The following is a 19,297-nucleotide window of genomic DNA, read 5'->3' as shown; positions in this document are numbered from 1 at the left end:
CGCTTTCGGTCCGCGCACATGCGCGGAACGGCCGTGATTTTTCCCCTCGTCGAGGTTTTCCATGCGCCAGATTCTCGCCACCATGACATTTGCCTTCGGGCTCGCCGGCCTTGCTGCACCAAGCCTTGCCGCGACCCGATATCCCTTCACCATCACCAATTGCGGCCAGCAGGTGGCCTTCGAAAAGGCGCCGTCCAAAATCGTCTCGATCGGCCAGGGCATGACCGAAGTGCTCTTTTCGCTCGGCCTTGCCGACAAGATCGCCGGAACGGCCGTCTGGGTCGGTCCCGTCCTGCCGCAATATGCCGAGGCCAACAGCAAGATCAAACGTCTCGCCGACAATGATCCGAGCTTCGAATCCGTCGTCGGGCAGGAGCCAGACCTGGTGACGGCCGAGTTCGAATGGCATGTCGGCGCGCAGGGCTCCGTAGGCAAGCGGGAGCAGTTCAAGGATCTCGGCATCAATACCTATCTGGCGCCGGCCGATTGCGTCGCCAAGGTCAACACCGATGGCGGCGACGGCGTGCGTGGAGAATTGTTCACGATGGAGCTGATCTACCGGGAAATCGCCGAGCTCTCGGAGATCTTCGACGTGAAGGAACGCGGTGACGCGCTGATTTCGGAATTGAAAAAGCGCGAGGCGGATGCAGTCGCTTCGATATCAGGCGCCTCGGGCAAGAACCTGCCCATCGTTTTCTGGTTCTCCAGCAAGGAGGTCAATGGCGACGCCTTCATCGCCGGTAAAAACAGCGCGCCCGCCTATATCCTGAAGACGATCGGCGCGAAGAACGTCGTCACCACCGAAGAGGAATGGCCGCTGGTCGGTTGGGAAACCATCGCCCAGGCGAACCCGGCGGTGATCGTGCTGGCAACCATGGACCGCCGCCGCTACGCAGCTGACGATCCCAAGGTCAAGGTTGATTTCCTCGAGAACGATCCTGTGACCAAGGAGCTGGACGCGGTCAAAAACAAGCACTTCGTGATGATGGACGCACAGTCGATGAACCCGACGATCCGCACGATTGATGGCATCGAGACATTGGCGAACGGCATCAACTCCTTCGGCCTGGCGCAGTGAAGGCAATATCGGTCAGGCAACAGGGATGGTGGGCGCTTGCAGCGCTCACCATGGCCGCACTTCTCCTGCTCGGGCTGATGATCAGCCTTGCGGTTTCGATCGGCGAGATCGCCATCCCGCTTGCGACGACGGCGGAGGCGGTTTCGAACCGGCTGTTCGGAACGAATTTCGAGCTCAGCCGCATCCACCAGGGCATCGTCTGGGATTATCGTCTGAGCCGTGCGCTCGTCGCAGCCAGCGCCGGCGCATCGCTCTCGCTTTCAGGCGCGATCCTGCAGGCGCTGCTGCGCAATCCGCTAGCCGAACCCTACGTGCTCGGCATCTCCGCCGGCGCCTCGACGGGCGCCGTGTGCGTGATGATCCTCGGCTTCGGCTACGGTATTCTCGGCCTGTCGAGCGGCGCGTTCATCGGTGCGGTCATCGCCTTTCTGCTGGTCGGCTTCCTGGCGACGGGTGCGGGGGGAAGCGGCGAGCGGATCATTCTTTGCGGCGTCGCCGGTTCGCAGCTCTTCAATGCGCTGACCTCCTACATCGTGACGACATCGGCCAATGCCGAGCAGGCGCGCGGCATCCTGTTCTGGCTTCTGGGTTCGCTCAGCGGCGTGCGCTGGCCCGATGTCTATCTGTCAGTGCCGATCGCGCTTGCCGGCTTCATCATCTGCATGGCCCATGTGCGGGCGCTCGACGCCTTCGCTTTCGGCACGGATGCCGCCGCCTCGCTCGGCATTCCCATACGCCGCGTCCAAATCGTGCTGTTCGGCATGACGGCGGTGATGACGGCAAGCGTCGTCAGCATGGTGGGTTCGATCGGCTTCGTTGGCCTCGTCATTCCCCACGCCGCCCGCTTCCTCGTCGGGCCGGGGCATGGGCGGCTGCTGCCGGCAACAGCGCTTGGCGGTGCGATCTACATGGTCGGCGCCGATATCGTCTCGCGCGTCATCATTCCGCAGCAAATCCTGCCGATCGGCGTCGTCACCGCGCTCTTCGGCGCGCCGGCGTTCGCGGTCATCCTCTATCGTGTGCGAGGGAAGGCATGAGCATCAGCATCGACGCGGTGAGCTTTGCCGCCGGTGACACCGTCATCGTCAACGGCGTGAGCCTAAAGGTGGAAAGGGGCAAGGTGTTCGGCCTGCTCGGGCCAAACGGTTCCGGCAAATCGAGCCTTCTCAGGTTGATTTGCCGGCTGCGCAAGGTTCGCAGCGGCGTCATCCGGCTGGGCGATGACGACATATCCTCGCTGTCGCGCGCAGCGCTTGCGCGGCGCGTCGCCTTCGTCGAGCAGCAGACGACGACGGATACGCAATTGACCGTGCGCGACGTGGTGCGGCTCGGCCGCACGCCGCATCGCGGGCTGTTGTCGTCCTGGGGCGCCGGAGACGACGCCGCCGTCGACGAGGCCCTGTCGCGGACGGGCATGCGGGAGAGGGCGGGCCAGCTCTGGCAAACGCTGTCGGGCGGCGAGCGCCAGCGCGTCCATATTGCCCGATCGCTGGCACAGGCGCCAAGCGAACTGCTGCTCGACGAGCCGACCAACCATCTCGATATCCAGCATCAGCTCGACATTCTCTCGCTGATCTCGAAGCTCGGCATCACCTGCATCGTTGCGCTGCACGATCTCAATCTGGCGGCGATGTTCTGTGACAGGCTGGCGGTGCTTCAGAAAGGCGAGGTCGTCGCCTCGGGGGCGCCGGAGGAGGTGCTGACGGAGGATATGATCGGCCGGGTCTTCGGCGTTCGCGCCCATGTCCAGAAATCAGCCGTGCACGGCCGGCATCATATCCAGTACGTCATGGATTGACGGATGGCCGAGAATTTCGGTCTCAAGGAGGAGGTATGGCTCGCTAGCCTTTTTCCCGGACTGGCGTATTATTTCTTGCGGTCGAATGGAGTTCCGAGATGCTCGAACGAAATCAGCTTCCCCTGCGCCCTGTCGCACCCGGCTTTGCTGTCGCTTGGGTGGCCATCATTTCAGGTGCGAGCGTTGCCCTCAGCCTGCTTTTTGCCTGTGTCACGCCCTTCGTTGCGTTGGCGGCGGTATCGGCGGTCATTCTTCCCCGGCGGATGGCGGTGACAGCGGTTCTGCTGGCCTGGCTCGCCAACCAGATGGTCGGATATCTCGTGCTCGGTTATCCCCAGACCTGGGACAGCTATGCCTGGGGTCTGGCAATCGGTATCGCGGCATTTGCATGCCTGGCCGCAGCGCTCCTAGTACTTCGTCTCTCGAAAGATCTTACCGTTACGATGGCCGGCGCCTTCCTGGCTGGGTTCGTTGCCTATGAAGGCGTGCTGCTTGCCGCAACGGCGGTGCTTCCGTCCGGTGAGGGCGCGTTTTCGGCAGCGGTTGTCGCTGATGTTCTGTTAAACAATTCTCTCGCGGCGATCGGGCTCATCTGCCTGCATGCCGGTGCGGCAGCCGGCCGAGCGCTCGTCGCAAGACAGCCGGGACCGGTGTTGTCTTAGACTTGAGGCGCCGGAAACCGCATTGCCTCCCGCAGCAATTTAATAGCCTCTGAGACCGATGGTCCTCTGACTGGTGGCGGCTCTGCGCGTTCACAGAACTCCCGCCAGACAAACAACGTCAGTTCTGCGCCATCTGTTGCGGTTTCCCCCGGTCCCTCCGCGAAATTCTCGAGCAGACGATATCGAGCGTCCTTCCAGAACAACTCCTCCACCCAGTCATATATCGGGATCACATGGAAATGGATCGGATAACCGGGCGCGTGTCCATACCGGCCGATATAGACGCGCTGCGCATTCAATTGCCGTTTCAGCGTACTTTGAGCCCTTGCGAGTAATGGGCCGAATTCGGCTAACGCATCTTCAGGCAAATCCGACAGATCGTTGGTATCGGTCTTGGAGCTGATCATGAGGTAACCGGGAAGGGCAGAGTTGATGCGGTGGTTCACAAGCCATCCTGCCGTCTCGGCGACATGAAAGTGCTGGGGAATCTCCACGGACTTACTCCTGATGCACCCTTCAGGGGCTTCGATGAATCCCGCTAGAGGCCGGTACCTCGGTGAAGTGCGAGAGGATGCTGTAACGCATTGGATTGCTGCATCATTTTATTCTTAAATCGTCTTCGATTTAAGGTATGGGTTGAGATAGCAGCCGGCAACGGTTATTTGGTGCCGACCTGCAAGCGGACTCTCCGCGAACGACAAGGCGCATAGCTCCCATGATCCCCGATTTCCTCGTCACCCATTCCGGTGGCTTTCATGCCGACGAATTGCTGTCGAGCGTCATCCTGACCCGGCTTTTCCCGCAGGCGCGTATCGTCCGCAGCCGGGCGCCGGAGTGGATCACGCCGGGCGAAGACCGGATCATCTATGATGTCGGCGGAGCCTATGATCCCGCTGCCGGGATATTCGATCACCACCAGCGCGGCGCGCCGCTGCGCGACGATGGCCAGCCCTACAGCTCGTTCGGCCTGATCTGGAAGCATTACGGCCGTGATTATCTCACAGCCTTCGGCCTTCCCGACGCACATGTTGAAGCGATGCATGGCTCTTTCGACGCCAGCTTCGTGCTGCCGGTCGATCTGACTGATAATGGCGCGCTCAGCCCCTCAGGGCCGTTGGCCGGGCTGACGCTGCCGGTGCTGCTCGAGACGCTGAAACCGGTTTTCGACGAGACGGACCCTGAGGCCGACGATCGCGCCTTCCACGCGGCCCTTGCCATTGCCCGCAGTTTCATCGAGGCCAGGATCGCCCAGAGTGCCGCCAAATTGCGGGCCGAGGCGATCGTGCATCGGGCAATCGAAGCTGCGGGGCAGGGGCGTGTTTTAGAGTTGCCGAGGGGCATGCCCTTCCGTCCCGCCATCGTCAAGGCAGGCGCCGATCACCTGCTGTTTGTCGTTCATCCGCGCGAAAAGGACTGGTGCGTGACCGGCATTCGCCGTGCCGAGGAGGGGTTCGAGCTCAGAGCCGATCTGCCGGCGGCCTGGGCCGGGCTCACCAATGGCGCACTGGAGGCGGTTTGCGGCATAGAGGGCGCAAGCTTCTGCCACAACGGCCGCTTCATCGCCGCCGCCAAGACTCGCGAAGCCACTCTCGCCATGGCCGAGTTGGCGGTAAAAGAGGCGCTTTCGATCGGGACGTAGTCAAATGGCGGCAGCTGGGGTGGCGCGAGGCCAGCATCATACCCAGCCCCGGCGGCAGGTCGCTGATCCTGTTACGGCCCGTTCGCCCAGCCTTTCCGTGACGAAGGTGGTTTGCCCGTCTTCGCTATCCAGCCTGCAATGTCGCCATCTTGGCGCCGAAGCCGATGAAGACCACGCCTGTCGCGGCTTTCAGCCAGCGCTGGAAGCGCTGGTTGCGCGCAGCTCTGGCGAGCCTCGCAAAGAGCATAACCATCGAGCCGAACCAGATGACGTTGAGGCTGGCATGGACGGTGACCAGAAGGAAAGCCTCGCCGATCGCGGCCCGGCCATTGGCATCGTGGTGGATGAACTGCGGGAAGACCGCGAGGTAGAACATCGACACCTTCGGGTTCAGGGCGTTGGTGAGGAAACCCTCGAGGAAGGCGCGGGGGAGGTGCCTTACCTTACGGGATGGGGTCACTGACGTTACGGCAGCATAACCGCGCCAAGCGCCGACCAGCGCCTTGATACCGATCCAGCAGAGATAGGCGGTGCCAATCATCTTGACGACGAGGAAGGCCTGCGCCGACTGCGCCAGCAGCAGGGAGATGCCGCAAATCGACAGGGTGCCGTGCACATAAAAGGCGGCGACGAAGCCGGCAATATTGGCGAAACCAGCGCCACGCCCCGAGGCCGGCACCGTCTTGGCGATGAGGACGCCGTTGGGGCCGGGGGAAATGATCAGCAGCGCGGTGACGAAAGCAAAAGACAGAATTTCAGCAATCGACATTGCGCGCAGTTCCTGGGGTTGGTTTCGACTGTGGGGGCTTCAAGCAAGTATGTCGTCGCCGATAGTGGCGTCAATATCCAATTCTCTGGGTGACAGACCCTCCCGGGAGGACTGGAACAGGCCCGGCCCGCGTCCAAATTGTGGAACCGATTGACTTGCACCCGCGAAGGACTAATCTTCATGATATCGCGACACCATTCGCGGGAGAGAGACGGCGGATGGTGCGAGTGGGTGGGAAACCTTCAGGAGGAAGAGGTTTGCCGTGGATTACCGTATTGTACTGCTGATCGGTGCTGCCGTGATTGCCTTTTGTCCTGGTAACGCCGGGGCTCAGGAGGGCGATCCGACGGCGGGTGCTGTCGTTTTCAAGAAATGCGCCACCTGTCATATCGTCGATTCCGATACGAACAAGGTCGGCCCGTCGCTGAACGGGTTGTTCGGCCGCAAGGCCGGAACGCATCCTAATTTTGCCTATTCGGCCGGAATGAAGGCGGCTGGCGAGGGTGGTCTTGTCTGGGACGAGACGGTGCTGCGCGATTATTTGCACAATCCGAAGGCGAAGGTGAAGGGCACGAAGATGGCCTTCGTCGGCGTGAAGGACGACCAGGAGATCACCGATCTCATCGCCTATCTGAAACAATATTCCAAATGATGGGCAATATTCCAACTGCGGGCATTACTCCAAATGACGGGTCGCGGCCGGCGGCGCGTGCCTAAATTGCCGTAATTGCCGATATTTTCTATCTGTGCGATAATAAAGACGGACTTTTTACGGAATGCGGTTTCACGGGTCACTGCTCGAGGAGGAGCGGACATGGCTGTCGTGCTGATCCTCGTCCTGATTGTCGTCGGCTCCGTGCTGTTCCATGTGCTGAGCCCGTGGTGGTGGACGCCGATCGCGTCCAACTGGACCTATATCGACAGCACCCTCGTCATCACCTTCTGGATCACCGGCATCGTCTTCGTGGCGGTGGTTTCGTTCATGGCCTACTGCGTCTTCCGCTTCCGGCACAAGCCGGGCAACCGGGCGCATTACGAGCCCGAGAACCGCAGGCTTGAATTGTTGCTGGGAGGGGGAACGGCGGTCGGCGTCGCGGCGATGCTGGCGCCCGGCCTCATCGTGTGGAACCAGTTCATCACGGTGCCGGCCGATGCCGCATCGGTCGAGGTCGTCAGCCAACAATGGCTGTGGAGCTTCCGGCTGCCCGGAGCCGACGGAAAGCTCGGCCGGGCCGAGACGCGTGACGTCACCCCCGAAAATCCGCTCGGCCTCGACAAGAATGATGCAAGCGGCCTTGACGACGTCATCATCGAGGGCGGCGAACTGCATTTGCCGATCGGCAAGCCGGTGCACATATTGCTGCGCTCGGTCGATGTGCTCCACGATTTCTACGTGCCTGAGTTCCGCGCCAAGATGGACATGATCCCCGGCATGATCACCTATTTCTGGTTCACGCCGACGCGGACGGGGACCTTCGAGATCCTCTGCGCCGAACTCTGCGGCGTCGGCCATCCGCAAATGCGCGGCACCGTCGTCGTCGACGAGGATGCGGACTACCGGACCTGGCTCGGGCAGCAGCAGACATTCACCCAGTTGACGGCGTCATCGGGAGAGCCGCCGCCGGCAAACTGACGTGGCGCTGCGGCCGGAGGCCGCATCGGGGGAAGACGGCCGGAGGCCGTTTGCCGGTTCAAGGAACCGGCGGGGGAAAGGGAAGAGAGATCATGGTCGAGATTCCATCGGGCAGCATCCCATCCGCCGAAGTCGAGGATGTCGAGCTCTATCATCCGCACAGCTGGTGGACCAAATATGTGTTCAGCCAGGATGCCAAGATCATCGCCGTGCAATATTCGATCACCGCCATTGCAATCGGCCTGGTGGCGCTGGTGCTCTCCTGGCTGATGCGGATCCAGCTCGCCTTTCCCGGCGCCCTCTCCTTCATCGATGCCGATCACTATTACCAGTTCATCACCATGCACGGCATGATCATGGTGATCTATCTCTTGACCGCGCTCTTCCTCGGCGGCTTCGGCAATTACCTCATTCCGCTGATGGTCGGTGCCCGCGACATGGTCTTCCCCTACGCGAATATGCTGAGCTACTGGATCTATCTGCTGGCGGTGCTGATCCTCGCCGCCGGCTTTTTCGCCCCCGGCGGCCCGACGGGAGCCGGTTGGACGCTTTATCCGCCGCAATCGGTTCTATCAGGCACACCAGGCGGCAAGGACTGGGGCATCCTGCTGATGCTCTCTTCGCTGATCGTCTTCATCATCGGCTTCACCATGGGCGGGCTGAACTATGTGGTAACAGTGCTGCAGGGGCGGGCGCGCGGCATGACGCTGATGCGGATGCCGCTCACCGTCTGGGGTATCTTCACCGCCACCGTGATGGCGCTCTTGGCCTTTCCCGCGCTCTTCGTCGCCTGCGTCATGATGATGTTCGATCGCGTGCTCGGCACCAGCTTCTTCATGCCCGCCATCGTCGAGATGGGCACGCAGTTGCAGCACGGCGGCGGTAGCCCGATCCTGTTCCAACATCTGTTCTGGTTCTTCGGGCATCCGGAGGTCTATATCGTAGCGCTGCCTGCCTTCGGCATCGTTTCGGATCTGATCAGCACGCATGCGCGCAAGAACATCTTCGGCTACCGCATGATGGTCTGGGCGATCGTCATCATCGGCGCGCTCAGCTTCGTCGTCTGGGCGCACCACATGTATGTCAGCGGCATGAACCCAGCCTTCGGCTTCTTCTTCGCCACCACGACGCTGATCATCGCCGTGCCCACGGCGATCAAGGTCTATAACTGGGTGCTGACGCTGTGGCGCGGCGACATCCACCTGACGCTGCCGATGCTCTTTGCGCTCGCCTTCATCGTCACCTTCGTCAATGGCGGCCTGACCGGCCTGTTCCTCGGCAATGTCGTCGTCGACGTGCCGCTGTCGGATACGATTTTCGTCGTTGCGCATTTCCACATGGTCATGGGGGTAGCGCCGATCCTCGTCATCTTCGGGGCTATCTATCACTGGTATCCCAAGGTGACGGGACGTATGCTCGACGAGGTGCTCGGCCAGATCCATTTCTGGGTCACCTTCCTCGGCACCTATGCGATCTTCTTTCCGATGCATTATCTCGGCCTGCTCGGCGTGCCGCGCCGTTACTTCGAGATGGGAGAGACGGCTTTCGTTCCGCCTTCGGCCCACACGCTGAACATCTTCATCACCGTCATGGCGCTTGTTGTCGGAGCCGGGCAGATGGTCTTCCTGTTCAATCTCGTCTGGAGCCTTTTCCGGGGCAGGGAGGCCGGCGGCAATCCGTGGCGGGCAACGACGCTCGAATGGCAGACGCCGCAGACGCCGCCGGCCCACGGCAACTGGGGTAAGGATCTGCCGGTCGTCTACCGCTGGGCCTATGACTACAGCGTGCCGGGGGCGGCTGAGGATTTCATCCCGCAGAATGTGCCGTCAAGCGACGGCGTCACCCGGGAGGTACACGCATGAACGTCATCCTGGTCTTCCTTGCTGCAATCGGCGCCATCATCATCTGGTGGCTTTCCGGGCAGCGGCTGACCTCGAAGCCCTGGCTGGAAACCGGATCGGTGCAGTTGCCGGATCATCACAGCACTGAGCGGCCGCCGGTGCCGGCAGTGAAGATCGGCCTCTTCGTGTTTCTCGGCGTCGTTGGCGCGCTCTTCAGCCTTGCCGTCAGCGCCTATTTCATGCGTGCGGCGTCCGCCGACTGGTGGGCGATGCCGGTTCCGCGCCTCCTCTGGGTGAACACCGCGGCACTTGCCTTGAGCAGTGCCTCGCTGCAATGGGCGAAACGAGAAGCGGGGCAGGGCCGCATGGAAAACCTGCGGCCGGCGCTTGCCGCCGCGTTTGTCCTTGCCGTCGCTTTTCTCGTCGGACAGGTTCAGGCATGGCGGGAGCTCGTGGCGGCCGGCTACGTGCTTGTCGACAATCCCGCCAACAGCTTCTTCTACATGCTGACCGGCCTGCACGGGCTGCATATCCTCGGCGGGCTTGCCGTGCTCGCGCACACGACGGTCAGGGCATTTTCAACCGACGTCGCGCCGGAGAGGCTGCGCCTCAGCGTCGATCTTTCCGCCATCTATTCGCATTTCATGCTCGCCGTCTGGCTGTTGCTCTTCGCGCTCTTTGCCGGCTGGGCGAATGATTTCGTCGATCTCTGCCGCACACTACTGAACTAAGGGGTTTGCAGATGGCACAGACTATCGAGACACTTGGCGGGGCAGACCTCAGGCCGGCCGGTTTGCGCGGGGTTGCCGCCGATTTCAGCTCGGATCAGCGCGCCTTCAAGACCGCCTCCTGGGGCAAGGCGATGATGTGGATCTTTCTGCTCAGCGACACCTTCGTCTTCGGCTGTTTCCTGATCGCCTATATGACCGCCCGCATGTCGACGCCCGTTCCATGGCCCAATCCGAGCGAGGTCTTCGCGCTGCATATCGGCGGCCAGGACGTGCCGCTGATCCTGATTGCGATCATGACTTTCGTGCTGATCTCCAGCAGCGGCACCATGGCGATGGCGGTCAATTTCGGCTATCGCCGCGACCGCCGGACGACGGCGATCCTGATGCTGCTGACGGCGGTTCTAGGCGCTTGCTTCGTCGGCATGCAGGCCTTCGAATGGACGAAGCTGATCACCGAACGCGTGCGCCCCTGGGAGAACCCATGGGGGGCGGCACAGTTCGGATCGACCTTCTTCATGATCACCGGCTTTCACGGCACTCACGTGACGATCGGCGTCATCTTCCTCATCATCGTCGCCCGCAAGGTCTGGCGGGGCGATTTCGACGTGGAACGGCGCGGCTTCTTCACCAGCCGGAAAGGCCGCTACGAGGCCGTCGAGATCATGGGCCTTTACTGGCACTTCGTCGACCTGGTCTGGGTCTTCATCTTCGCGTTTTTTTATCTGTGGTAGGGCTTCTATCTGTGGTGAGGTGGTCATGAGTGAAACAACGGCGCACGCACAAAGCCAAACGACGCATGCACAAACCCACACCGGACAGCAGCACCCGATCCGGCTCTATCTCTTCGTCTGGGGCCTGCTCTTCGTGCTCAGCGCCGCGTCCTACATGGTCGATTATCTCGGCGTCCAGAGCTACTTGAGGTGGACGCTGATCCTTCTGTTCATGATGCTGAAGGCCGGTCTGATCGTCGCCGTCTTCATGCACATGGCCTGGGAACGGCTGGCGCTGGTCTACGCCATCCTGCTGCCGCCGCTGCTGGTGCTGGTTTTCGTGGCGCTGATGGTCTCGGAAGCGGACTACACGATTTTTACGCGGGTGGCGTTCTTTGGGGCGGGGCCGTAGGGTTCGGTCAGCAATCTGACGGTTTCCGTTGCCGTTCCGATCGCATTTGCTTTGCTTCTGCATCTTCGTTCAACCCATCGAAGATGCGTCGCTCCCCTTCTTCTCCCACGACCGCAGCGCGCGCCAGAGCACCGTGTTGTCCGCATAACCCAGCACACTGGCAATCTCGGACATCGGTGCGGCATGTCGGTCGCCGAGATAATGGGCGGCGAGGGTCTGGCGGTGTTGGCGAACGAGATCGCGGAGCGATACGCCTTCCTCCGAAAGGCGGCGCTGCAGGCTTCGTGGCGACATCTTCAGTTCGGCGGCAAGGGTTGCGACCGTGACCGGCTTGCGGCCGAGATAGATGCCGATCAGGGCCTGGACCTTTTCCTTGACATTGCCGGCCGCCGGCTCGTGGACCAGATCGCCGATATGCCTCTCCAGGATTTCGACCAGGCTTTTGTCTTCCAGGCGGTGCACACGATCAGCTTCGGCCCTGTTCATGACGATCCGGTTGCCGGATTGGGCAAACAGGATGGTGGCGCCATAGATGCGTTCCAGCACGCCGGCATCGCGCGGGGCCTGATGCTCGAGCTGGATTTCGACCGGCCGCCAGCCGCGGCGAAAGCACGAACGGACGAGCTGACAGGAGGCGGCAATCGTGAATTCGCTGTCCTGCCGGCGCGGCCACATGCTGGGATCGACGAGCCGGTAGCTCCAGACAAAATTGCCATTCTCCTCGAACACGCCGGAACTGGTCGCGCCCTGGACCGCGTTCACATATTTCGACAGCCGTTCGAAAGCGCTGCGAATGGTCGGCGAGAGCGCAAAGAGCATGCCGATGGGGCCGATGTCGGCGGGCTTGAATCCGGTGCCCATGCGGGCTCCGAGCGCCGGTTCGCCTGTGATCGTCGCGGCCTCCTCGAACAGCGCGACATAACGCGCCATGGGCAGGACAGCGTAGGGATCTTCCAGTTGCGAGCGCAGAATGCCGTGCGAAGCCAGAAGAAGGTCGGTTTTTCCGGATCTTTTATCGATTTGTTGCACCAGCGGGATCAAGACGGAGGCGCGAATTGAAGCAAGTGCGGGCATGCGGCTGATCAAATGCGATGCAACTGCCATTTTCAGCGTCTCCGGTGACCTTCGTGGCGCGAATTATCGATTCATTGGCACAAACTGCAATTTCGGGGCCAGATCGCTGCGCTTACCTTCTTGGCAATAGCCAAATAAAGAGGGGTTCTCCATGACACTGGAAGCAAGCATGCCCACACCATCGTCGCCGGAGCGTCGTCTGGCCAAGAACTCGGTCGGCCTCGCCCATATGGTGTTCTTTGTCGTTGCCGCGGCTGCGCCGCTGACCGCCGTCGTCGGCGCTTCGCCGGCAGCATTTGCTTTCGGCAATGGCGCCGGCGTTCCCGGCGCTTTCGTGCTCGCCGGCCTGCTCTACCTGCTGTTCTCGGTCGGCTTCACCGCCATGAGCCGGCATGTGGGCGGGGCAGGGGCCTTCTACACCTATATCACCCATGGCATCGGCAAGCCGGCCGGTGTGGGCGGGGCCTTCATGGCGCTGGTCACCTACAGCGCGGTTCAGATCGCCATCTACGGCCTGTTCGGTTTCTTCATGGCCAATGCCATAGGGCCGCTTGGGCTGGTCCTGCCCTGGTGGGCCTTCGCCTTCGCGGCACTCGTCGTCGTGCTGGTCTGCGGTCAGCGCAACATCGCCTTCTCAGGCGCGATCCTGGGCGTCTGCATGATTGCCGAAATCGCCATATTGCTGGTTCTGGATCTTGCCATCGTCTTTTCAGGCGGCGGACCGGAAGGCATCAGCTTCTCCTCCTTCATGCCATCGTCGGTCTTCGCGCCCGGCCTTGGTGCTGCGCTGGTCTTCGTCATCGGTTCGTTCATCGGGTTCGAAGCTACGGCCATTTTCGGCGAGGAAGCTGAAGATCCGGAAAAGACCATTCCCCGTGCCACCTATGTCGCTGTGCTGCTCATCACACTCTTCTATGCCTTCTCCACCTGGGCAATCGTGCAATTCTACGGTCCGGGCAAGGTGCAGGCCACTGCTGCAGCCGGCCTCGAAAGCTTCTACTTCGCCGCCGCCAATTCCGTGCTCGGCGCGTGGTCGAGCCAGGTGATGAACGTGCTGCTGATCACCAGCCTGTTTGCCTGCATCCTGTCCTTCCACAATACGCTCAACCGCTATTTCTTCGCCCTGGGCCGTGAAGGCCTGGCCGCACAGGTGCTCGGCAAGGTGCACGCCAAGCATGGCTCACCCTATGCTGCAGGTCTGCTGCAAAGTCTGATCGCGGCCGTCATCCTTGGCCTGTTCGTGATTTTTGGTGCCGATCCTTACACCGTCGTGTTCTCGTGGATGGCAGCGCTTGCAGGTATCGGTATCCTGCTGGTGCAGGTGCTGGTCTCCGTCGCGATCGTCATGTTTTTCCGCAAGACGCCGAACGGATATAGCGCCTGGACGACGATGATCGCGCCGGCGCTGGCGCTCCTCGGCCTCGTTGGTTCGCTGGTCCTGGTCAGTTCCAATCTTTCACTCCTTTCCGGCAGCGAAAGCCCGATCGTCAAGGCATTCCCCTATGCCATGGTGCTGGTGGGCATTCTTGGCGCGTTGTTTGCGATCCGGATCAAGAGGTCCAAGCCCGCTCTCTACGCCTCGCTTGGAAAGGTCTTCGAATGAGTGCCGTTGCCAAACTTGCACCCGTCGATCGCCTTCTGGTTCTTGCGGTCGCGGTCCTTGCCGCCGCAACATTGCTGGTTGCCGTCGAGGCCCACGCCTTCTGCTCGGTGTTCTGCATTCATGCAGACCAGATGATGATCGATACGCAGATCTGCTCCGGTCGATCCTGATCACCGCAGCTTGCGACGCGCCATGGTGCGTCGTCTCTTCCAAAAACAAGAGGTATACCAATGGACGCCGTTGTTGCAGTCACCCATCCGCTCGATCCTCTGAGCCTCGACGAGATCGCTTCTGCCGTTGCCATACTCAAGGATACGCAGACACTCGCAGCCACCTTCCGCTTTCCGATCACCCGGCTGGAGGAGCCGACCAAGGCGGATCTTGCCGCCCACCGCCTGGGCGGCAGGCTGGCGCGCCTCGCCTTCATCCTGGCAATCGATATCAGCAATGGCGAGATCTTCGAGGGCATCGTAGACCTGACTGCCGGCAAGGTGTCCTCCTATATAAGACTGCCTCTCGATGAACTGCCCTATGGCCAGCCGCCGGTGATGCTGTGCGAATTCGAAACCGTCGAAGGCACCGTCAAATCCGATCCGCGCTGGATCACTGCCGTCAAGAAGCGCGGCATTACCGACGAGGATATTCCGCTCATCCAGATCGATCCCTTTTCCTCGGGCTATTTTGGCCGCGAATTCGAGAAGGGAAAGCGCATCGTCCGCGCCGTGTCCTATTGGCGCGAGGATATCCGTGACAACGGCTATGCGCATCCGATCGAGGGCGTGGTGGCGGTGGTCGACCTGATCACCAACCGCGTGGTCGATCTCGTCGACGAAGAAAAGATCATTCCGGTGCCGAGGAAGAAGCGCAATTATGGCCGCGAAACCTTCCCGGAATCGCGGCCTGATCTCACGCCGCTGCATATCGTTCAGCCGCAAGGGCCGAGCTTTACGGTCGACGGCTGGAAAGTCGAATGGCAGAACTGGAGTTTCCGTGTCGGTTTCACTCCGCGCGAGGGCCTCGTTCTGCATGAGCTCGGCATCCGGGATCAGGGCAGGCTGCGGCCCGTCGTCTTTCGCGCCAGTGTCACCGAAATGGTCGTGCCCTATGCCGATCCGACCGCGAACCACTATTGGAAGAGCGCCTTCGATGCCGGCGAGTATGGCCTCGGACGCCTGGCCAATTGCCTCGAACTCGGCTGCGACTGCCTCGGCCATATTCACTATTTCGACGTGCCGGCGGCGGATGATCTCGGCCAGCCTTTCATCATGAAGAACGCCATCTGCATGCACGAGGAGGATTACGGCATCCTCTGGAAGCATTACGAATTCCGCAACGGCATTTTCGAAGTGCGCCGTTCGCGCCGCCTCGTCATCTCCTTCTTCGCAACCGTCGGCAACTACGATTACGGCTTCTACTGGTATCTCTACCAGGACGGCACGATCCAGCTCGAAGCCAAGCTCACCGGCATCATCCAGACGGCGGCGGTCGCGACTGGCGAAACCTATCCCTGGGGCGGCATGGTCGATGACAATCTCGGCGGTCCGACCCACCAGCATTTCTTCAATGCGCGCCTGCACATGGATGTCGACGGCGGCGGCAACACCGTGACCGAGCATGATTTCGTGCCGCGTCCCTGGGGTGAAGACAATCCCTATGGCAATGTCTTCGATACCAGGACCCGTGTGCTGAAGCGCGAACTCGATTCGCCGGCACTCGCCAATGGCGAGACCGGCCGTTACTGGAAAGTCTCAAACCCCAACATAAAGAACAGCGTCGGCAAGGCGCCGGGCTACAAGATTGTCGTCATGCCGTCGCCTGTTATGCTTGCCCAGCCGGATTCGACCGTTGCCCAGCGCGGCGGCTTCGCCAAGAAACACATCTGGGTCACCGCCTTCGATGCCAGGGAAAAATATGCGAGCGGTGATTATCCGAACGTGCATGCCGGCGGCGACGGCCTGCCGGGTTATGTCAAGCAGAACCGCGAAATCGAGAATGCCGATGTCGTGCTCTGGCATTCCTTCGGCCATACCCATGTCTGCAAGCCCGAGGATTTTCCGATCATGCCGGTGGAATATGCCGGCTTCACGCTGAAACCGAACGGCTTCTTCGCATCCAACATCGCCATGGACCTGCCGCCGGAAGGAAACAGCCAGAGTGTCGACAACCGCCTGCAGCGTTCGGCCGATGACACCGGAAACGGTTCCTGCTGCCACACATAGCTGCAATGCTACGGCTGTTCCTTTTTAAATAGCTTTTTGGTAGTCCGACGGATTGTAAGAAAGGCAGGGAACAGAATGCAGTGGCTTCTCCAGCAGTTCGAAGATACCAGCAAGCTGGCCGAGGCGCTCGACCAGCTTGAAATCTCCTACACATGGCACAAGGTCGTACCGTTCGTCGGCGAGCTCATCCCCGAGCCGGTCGTTGCGGATCCGGGTTCAGTGGTCATGTTCGGCTCTTACACGCTGTGGAAGAACGCCGAGGCGAACGGTTACCGGCCGGGTGTCTTCAAGCTGCGTCCTTTCGTTCGCGAACAGGTTTGGCATCCTTACCTCCTCAACGGCGCCGATGCACTGTTCCTGACACTCCGGGATGTCCCTCAGCGTCTGGCGGATGACGGCAGGGACTGGTTCCTGCGCCCGGTCGACGACAGCAAGGAGGAGCCCGGCAACGTTAAATCGACCGGTGAGATCATCCGCATGGCGGAGACGGTGCTGACGCTCAACGAAGATGAAATCCCGAACGGATCGCTTCGTCACGACACGCTGCTGATGCTCACCGAGCCTGTTCGCATCCTGCGCGAATGGCGTCTCTGGGTCGTCGACGGCCGGATCGTCACCTATTCGCTCTACAAGGAGGGATCCCGAGTGGTCCACCGCCACGAGATCGATGGCGATGCGCTAGACTTCGGGCAGCGTATGGTCGACATCAATCCCGGCTACTCGCAAGCTTACGTCATCGATATCTGCCGGACTGAAGAAGGACTGATGCTGCTCGAGACGAACTGTCTCAACGCCGCCGGGTTCTACGCTGCAGACCTCGTGAAGCTGGCGGCGGCGATCGACGGCCTAGCCCGCGACTGACGTCTTCCCGGTGAGGCGAGAGCGCTGTAGAATTTCAGAGTGTGCGCCCGACCAATCCACCCCGGAGGCTCCGTATGGCCGGGGTCTTGTGGTTTCATCACGCACAGGGGCTGCCCCAGGGTGCGCCCGCGTTTGCCGATGCCTCACACGGCAAGTCGGGAGAGCGTCAGCTCTGCAGGGCTGCTGCGATGAAATCGGCCGACCGGTAGATCAGCGCATCTCTCTCTATCTGCGGAAAAAATCTTCTGCACGTCGTCAGACATGGCATAAGCGGCATTACCCGCCCGGAAGGGGCTTCCCCGTGTCAGGTCAGACCTTCGGAAGAGAATATCTTCTGTTGCCGATCGATCGCCCGGCGGCTATGTTGCCGATGTCGGAAAAGGCATGACTTGGTGTGGTTGGCCCAAGTCCTTTCGGAAACGAAAGCTCTGTTCCTTGCCTCGTGCATGAGTTCTCCACGACGAACAACGGACGCCGTTCAAGCGTCCCACTGTTCGTCCGTGTGGTTCTCGAAACGACGAACTGCTCCGGTCGAACGACCGTAAAGGAGTAGTTTATGCCCGATTTTCTTATGATTCATGATGTTGTGATTGCTGGTGCAGGCCCCGTCGGTCTGTTTCTCGCCTGCGAACTGCAGCTGGCCGGCCTCTCGGTGTTGGTGCTGGAGCAGGCCGAAGACCCGCATTCGCCGTTGAAGCGGCTGCCGTTTGGCATGCGCGGCCTTTCCGCGCCGACCATCGAAGCCTTCTACCGTCGCGGGCTGCTGGACGACATCATGACGCCGCAGCGCGAGAAAGATCAATCGACTTCAGCGCATTGGATGCAGCAGCCGCGTCGCCCGGGCGGCCATTTCGCCGGCATTCAGTTCTTCCACGACACCATCGACACCTCGACGTGGCCCTATCGCCTGCCAGGTCCGGCCGGTACCAGCATGGCGGTCGAGATGGAGCATCTCGAATTCGTCCTGGCCGCCCGCGCAAGCGCGATGGGTGTCGAGATCCGGCGCGGGCTTGGCGTCGATGGCTTCGAGCAGTCGGACGAAGGCGTGACTGTTCGCGCCGGTGGCGAGAGCTTTCGCGGACGGTGGCTCGTCGGTTGTGACGGCGGGCGCAGCACCGTGCGCAGGGCAGGCGGCTTTGAATTCGCAGGCACCGATCCCGAATTCACCGGCTATTCCGTTCAAGTCGAGATGGCCGATCCGGAGAAACTCGTTCCGGGCCGCCACTACACGCCGACGGGGATGTATACCTACCAAAAGCCCGGCACGATCGCGATGGTCGATTTCGACGGCGGCGCGTTCCACCGGGCGCAGCCGATGACGCTCGCGCATGTGCAGTCGGTGCTGCGGCATGTTTCAGGCACCGATGTAACTGTGACGGGACTTGAGCTTGCCACCACCTGGACGGATCGCGCCTATCAGGCGACGGCTTACCGCAAGGGCAGGGTGCTGCTTGCGGGCGACGCCGCGCACATCCATTCCCCCTTGGGTGGCCAGGGCCTGAACCTCGGACTTGGCGATGCGATGAATCTTGGATGGAAGCTTGCGGCGACGATCCGCGGCGATGCGCCGGAGGGCCTGCTCGACAGCTATTTCTGCGAACGGCATCCAGTGGGAGCGCAGGTTCTCGACTGGTCGCGCGCGCAGGTCGCACTGATGCGGCCGAGCCGGAGTACGCGCGCGCTCGAAGCCATCATCCGCGATCTGATCGACACGCGTGACGGTGCGACATACTTTGCCGAGCGCGTCTGGGGTGTTTCTCTCCGCTACGATCTTGGCAGCAGTCACCCGCTGGTCGGCCGCAGCGCTCCCGATTTTGAGCTGGCCGACGGGACGAGGCTCGGCGATCGCCTCAGGCAGGGCAAAGGCCTGCTTTTGGACTTTGACGCCGGTGCACCGCTGCAAGCGCTGGCAAGCCGCTGGAATGGGATCACCTATGTCGCCGGTGAAGCCAGGGATCGGCTGGGGTTGAGCGCGCTGCTCGTGCGCCCCGACGGCTTTGTGGCGTGGGCTGGTGAGGCTGTGCCTGACAATGAGGAAGCCGCGCAGGCCGCATCGCGGTGGTTCGGCAAAGCCTGAAACTATCAATGGAGCAATCGATGTTCAGGTCTCGGAAAGGTTCTTCAACCTTATCAGTCCGGTAGAGCGTCAGGAGGTTTCCCGCCTATCGGTTTTCGGCGGGTTTGCAGATGTTGCTTCGGCAACGTGTCCGCACTCTTCCCGGCAAGGTGGCGACGCTGTAGAGTGGCGATGCGCCCGACCGTCCCGC

Annotated in this window: 19 protein-coding genes; 16 read left to right on the top strand and 3 right to left on the bottom strand. The window is 61.3% G+C overall.

Annotated features, from left to right (window positions below):
* The first annotated feature begins 61 nt into the window (after positions 1 to 61).
* The 4 genes from RLCC275e_RS13090 (at position 62) to RLCC275e_RS13075 (ending at position 3,538) form a co-directional block, all read left to right on the top strand.
* Positions 62 to 1,078 carry an ABC transporter substrate-binding protein gene (locus RLCC275e_RS13090; protein WP_033180776.1) on the top strand — a complete coding sequence of 339 codons (1,017 nt, stop codon included), beginning with the start codon at positions 62 to 64 and terminating at the stop codon, positions 1,076 to 1,078.
* Positions 1,075 to 2,115: a FecCD family ABC transporter permease gene (locus RLCC275e_RS13085; RefSeq protein ID WP_033180775.1), complete on the top strand. Its 1,041-nt coding sequence runs from the start codon at positions 1,075 to 1,077 to the stop codon at positions 2,113 to 2,115. The genes RLCC275e_RS13090 and RLCC275e_RS13085 overlap by 4 nt, the downstream gene beginning before the upstream one ends.
* Positions 2,112 to 2,876 carry an ABC transporter ATP-binding protein gene (locus RLCC275e_RS13080; protein ID WP_033180774.1) on the top strand — a complete coding sequence of 255 codons (765 nt, stop codon included), beginning with the start codon at positions 2,112 to 2,114 and terminating at the stop codon, positions 2,874 to 2,876. The genes RLCC275e_RS13085 and RLCC275e_RS13080 overlap by 4 nt, the downstream gene beginning before the upstream one ends.
* A 98-nt stretch (positions 2,877 to 2,974) precedes the next feature.
* Positions 2,975 to 3,538 (top strand): hypothetical protein, encoded by a 564-nt coding sequence (locus RLCC275e_RS13075; RefSeq protein ID WP_033180773.1) that lies wholly within the window; start codon positions 2,975 to 2,977, stop codon positions 3,536 to 3,538.
* On the opposite strand, the gene RLCC275e_RS13070 is transcribed toward RLCC275e_RS13075, so the two are convergent.
* A complete protein-coding gene (locus tag RLCC275e_RS13070; protein ID WP_033180772.1) occupies positions 3,535 to 4,032 on the bottom strand; it encodes an HIT family protein in 498 nt (165 codons plus the stop codon). The genes RLCC275e_RS13075 and RLCC275e_RS13070 overlap by 4 nt on opposite strands.
* A 221-nt stretch (positions 4,033 to 4,253) precedes the next feature.
* Here RLCC275e_RS13070 and RLCC275e_RS13065 point away from each other — a divergent pair, with 221 nt between their 5' ends.
* Positions 4,254 to 5,177: an MYG1 family protein gene (locus RLCC275e_RS13065; protein WP_033180771.1), complete on the top strand. Its 924-nt coding sequence runs from the start codon at positions 4,254 to 4,256 to the stop codon at positions 5,175 to 5,177.
* A gap of 124 nt (positions 5,178 to 5,301) precedes the next feature.
* Here the strand turns inward: RLCC275e_RS13065 and RLCC275e_RS13060 are convergent, their stop codons facing one another.
* On the bottom strand, positions 5,302 to 5,946 hold the full coding sequence (locus tag RLCC275e_RS13060; protein ID WP_033180770.1) for a LysE family translocator: 645 nt from the start codon (positions 5,944 to 5,946) through the stop codon (positions 5,302 to 5,304).
* A 262-nt stretch (positions 5,947 to 6,208) separates the two neighbouring features.
* On the opposite strand from RLCC275e_RS13060, the gene RLCC275e_RS13055 reads away from it, so the two are divergent.
* The 6 genes from RLCC275e_RS13055 (at position 6,209) to RLCC275e_RS13030 (ending at position 11,273) form a co-directional block, all read left to right on the top strand.
* Positions 6,209 to 6,598 carry a c-type cytochrome gene (locus RLCC275e_RS13055; protein WP_003560545.1) on the top strand — a complete coding sequence of 130 codons (390 nt, stop codon included), beginning with the start codon at positions 6,209 to 6,211 and terminating at the stop codon, positions 6,596 to 6,598.
* Positions 6,599 to 6,760: 162 nt separating this feature from the next.
* Positions 6,761 to 7,579, top strand: a complete 819-nt coding sequence (locus tag RLCC275e_RS13050) for a cytochrome c oxidase subunit II (RefSeq protein WP_033180769.1) — start codon at positions 6,761 to 6,763, stop codon at positions 7,577 to 7,579.
* Positions 7,580 to 7,671: 92 nt separating this feature from the next.
* Complete coding sequence (gene ctaD, locus RLCC275e_RS13045) at positions 7,672 to 9,441, top strand: cytochrome c oxidase subunit I (RefSeq protein ID WP_033180768.1); 1,770 nt, start codon at positions 7,672 to 7,674, stop codon at positions 9,439 to 9,441.
* Positions 9,438 to 10,151, top strand: a complete 714-nt coding sequence (locus tag RLCC275e_RS13040) for a cytochrome c oxidase subunit 3 (RefSeq protein WP_033180767.1) — start codon at positions 9,438 to 9,440, stop codon at positions 10,149 to 10,151. Before ctaD ends, RLCC275e_RS13040 begins: the two co-directional genes overlap by 4 nt.
* An 11-nt stretch (positions 10,152 to 10,162) precedes the next feature.
* Positions 10,163 to 10,882, top strand: a complete 720-nt coding sequence (locus RLCC275e_RS13035; RefSeq protein WP_033180766.1) for a heme-copper oxidase subunit III family protein — start codon at positions 10,163 to 10,165, stop codon at positions 10,880 to 10,882.
* A 25-nt stretch (positions 10,883 to 10,907) separates the two neighbouring features.
* Complete coding sequence (locus RLCC275e_RS13030; protein ID WP_003560535.1) at positions 10,908 to 11,273, top strand: cytochrome C oxidase subunit IV family protein; 366 nt, start codon at positions 10,908 to 10,910, stop codon at positions 11,271 to 11,273.
* 69 nt (positions 11,274 to 11,342) lie between these two features.
* Here the strand turns inward: RLCC275e_RS13030 and RLCC275e_RS13025 are convergent, their stop codons facing one another.
* Positions 11,343 to 12,377, bottom strand: a complete 1,035-nt coding sequence (locus tag RLCC275e_RS13025) for an AraC family transcriptional regulator (protein ID WP_033180765.1) — start codon at positions 12,375 to 12,377, stop codon at positions 11,343 to 11,345.
* Positions 12,378 to 12,498: 121 nt separating this feature from the next.
* Between RLCC275e_RS13025 and RLCC275e_RS13020 the strand changes: the two genes are divergently transcribed.
* From RLCC275e_RS13020 to RLCC275e_RS13000, 5 genes are all read left to right on the top strand, one after another.
* Positions 12,499 to 13,950, top strand: a complete 1,452-nt coding sequence (locus RLCC275e_RS13020; RefSeq protein WP_033180764.1) for an APC family permease — start codon at positions 12,499 to 12,501, stop codon at positions 13,948 to 13,950.
* The gene (locus RLCC275e_RS13015; protein WP_003560529.1) at positions 13,947 to 14,120 is read left to right on the top strand and encodes a hypothetical protein; all 174 of its coding nucleotides are present in this window, start codon (positions 13,947 to 13,949) and stop codon (positions 14,118 to 14,120) included. The genes RLCC275e_RS13020 and RLCC275e_RS13015 overlap by 4 nt, the downstream gene beginning before the upstream one ends.
* A 60-nt stretch (positions 14,121 to 14,180) precedes the next feature.
* Positions 14,181 to 16,169, top strand: coding sequence for a primary-amine oxidase (locus RLCC275e_RS13010; protein ID WP_033180763.1), 1,989 nt, complete (start codon positions 14,181 to 14,183; stop codon positions 16,167 to 16,169).
* A 75-nt stretch (positions 16,170 to 16,244) separates the two neighbouring features.
* On the top strand, positions 16,245 to 17,030 hold the full coding sequence (locus RLCC275e_RS13005) for an ATP-grasp domain-containing protein (protein WP_033180762.1): 786 nt from the start codon (positions 16,245 to 16,247) through the stop codon (positions 17,028 to 17,030).
* A gap of 556 nt (positions 17,031 to 17,586) precedes the next feature.
* Complete coding sequence (locus RLCC275e_RS13000) at positions 17,587 to 19,107, top strand: FAD-dependent monooxygenase (protein ID WP_033180761.1); 1,521 nt, start codon at positions 17,587 to 17,589, stop codon at positions 19,105 to 19,107.
* The last annotated feature ends 190 nt before the right edge of the window (positions 19,108 to 19,297 follow it).

Origin of the sequence: Rhizobium brockwellii (genome assembly GCF_000769405.2) — a bacterium.
Lineage (GTDB): Bacteria > Pseudomonadota > Alphaproteobacteria > Rhizobiales > Rhizobiaceae > Rhizobium > Rhizobium brockwellii.
This window is presented reverse-complemented; position numbering and strand designations above follow the sequence as displayed.

Bases quoted from the DNA above. Each gene is read 5' to 3' on its own strand.
- RLCC275e_RS13010 (WP_033180763.1), top strand. From the start codon at position 14,181: ATGGACGCCGTTGTTGCAGTCACCCATCCGCTCGATCCTCTGAGCCTC.
- RLCC275e_RS13080 (WP_033180774.1), top strand. From the start codon at position 2,112: ATGAGCATCAGCATCGACGCGGTGAGCTTTGCCGCCGGTGACACCGTC.
- RLCC275e_RS13015 (WP_003560529.1), top strand. From the start codon at position 13,947: ATGAGTGCCGTTGCCAAACTTGCACCCGTCGATCGCCTTCTGGTTCTT.
- RLCC275e_RS13000 (WP_033180761.1), top strand. From the start codon at position 17,587: ATGCCCGATTTTCTTATGATTCATGATGTTGTGATTGCTGGTGCAGGC.
- ctaD (WP_033180768.1), top strand. From the start codon at position 7,672: ATGGTCGAGATTCCATCGGGCAGCATCCCATCCGCCGAAGTCGAGGAT.
- RLCC275e_RS13030 (WP_003560535.1), top strand. From the start codon at position 10,908: ATGAGTGAAACAACGGCGCACGCACAAAGCCAAACGACGCATGCACAA.
- RLCC275e_RS13050 (WP_033180769.1), top strand. From the start codon at position 6,761: ATGGCTGTCGTGCTGATCCTCGTCCTGATTGTCGTCGGCTCCGTGCTG.
- RLCC275e_RS13005 (WP_033180762.1), top strand. From the start codon at position 16,245: ATGCAGTGGCTTCTCCAGCAGTTCGAAGATACCAGCAAGCTGGCCGAG.
- RLCC275e_RS13025 (WP_033180765.1), bottom strand. From the start codon at position 12,377: ATGGCAGTTGCATCGCATTTGATCAGCCGCATGCCCGCACTTGCTTCA.
- RLCC275e_RS13035 (WP_033180766.1), top strand. From the start codon at position 10,163: ATGGCACAGACTATCGAGACACTTGGCGGGGCAGACCTCAGGCCGGCC.
- RLCC275e_RS13075 (WP_033180773.1), top strand. From the start codon at position 2,975: ATGCTCGAACGAAATCAGCTTCCCCTGCGCCCTGTCGCACCCGGCTTT.
- RLCC275e_RS13060 (WP_033180770.1), bottom strand. From the start codon at position 5,946: ATGTCGATTGCTGAAATTCTGTCTTTTGCTTTCGTCACCGCGCTGCTG.
- RLCC275e_RS13040 (WP_033180767.1), top strand. From the start codon at position 9,438: ATGAACGTCATCCTGGTCTTCCTTGCTGCAATCGGCGCCATCATCATC.
- RLCC275e_RS13065 (WP_033180771.1), top strand. From the start codon at position 4,254: ATGATCCCCGATTTCCTCGTCACCCATTCCGGTGGCTTTCATGCCGAC.
- RLCC275e_RS13090 (WP_033180776.1), top strand. From the start codon at position 62: ATGCGCCAGATTCTCGCCACCATGACATTTGCCTTCGGGCTCGCCGGC.
- RLCC275e_RS13020 (WP_033180764.1), top strand. From the start codon at position 12,499: ATGACACTGGAAGCAAGCATGCCCACACCATCGTCGCCGGAGCGTCGT.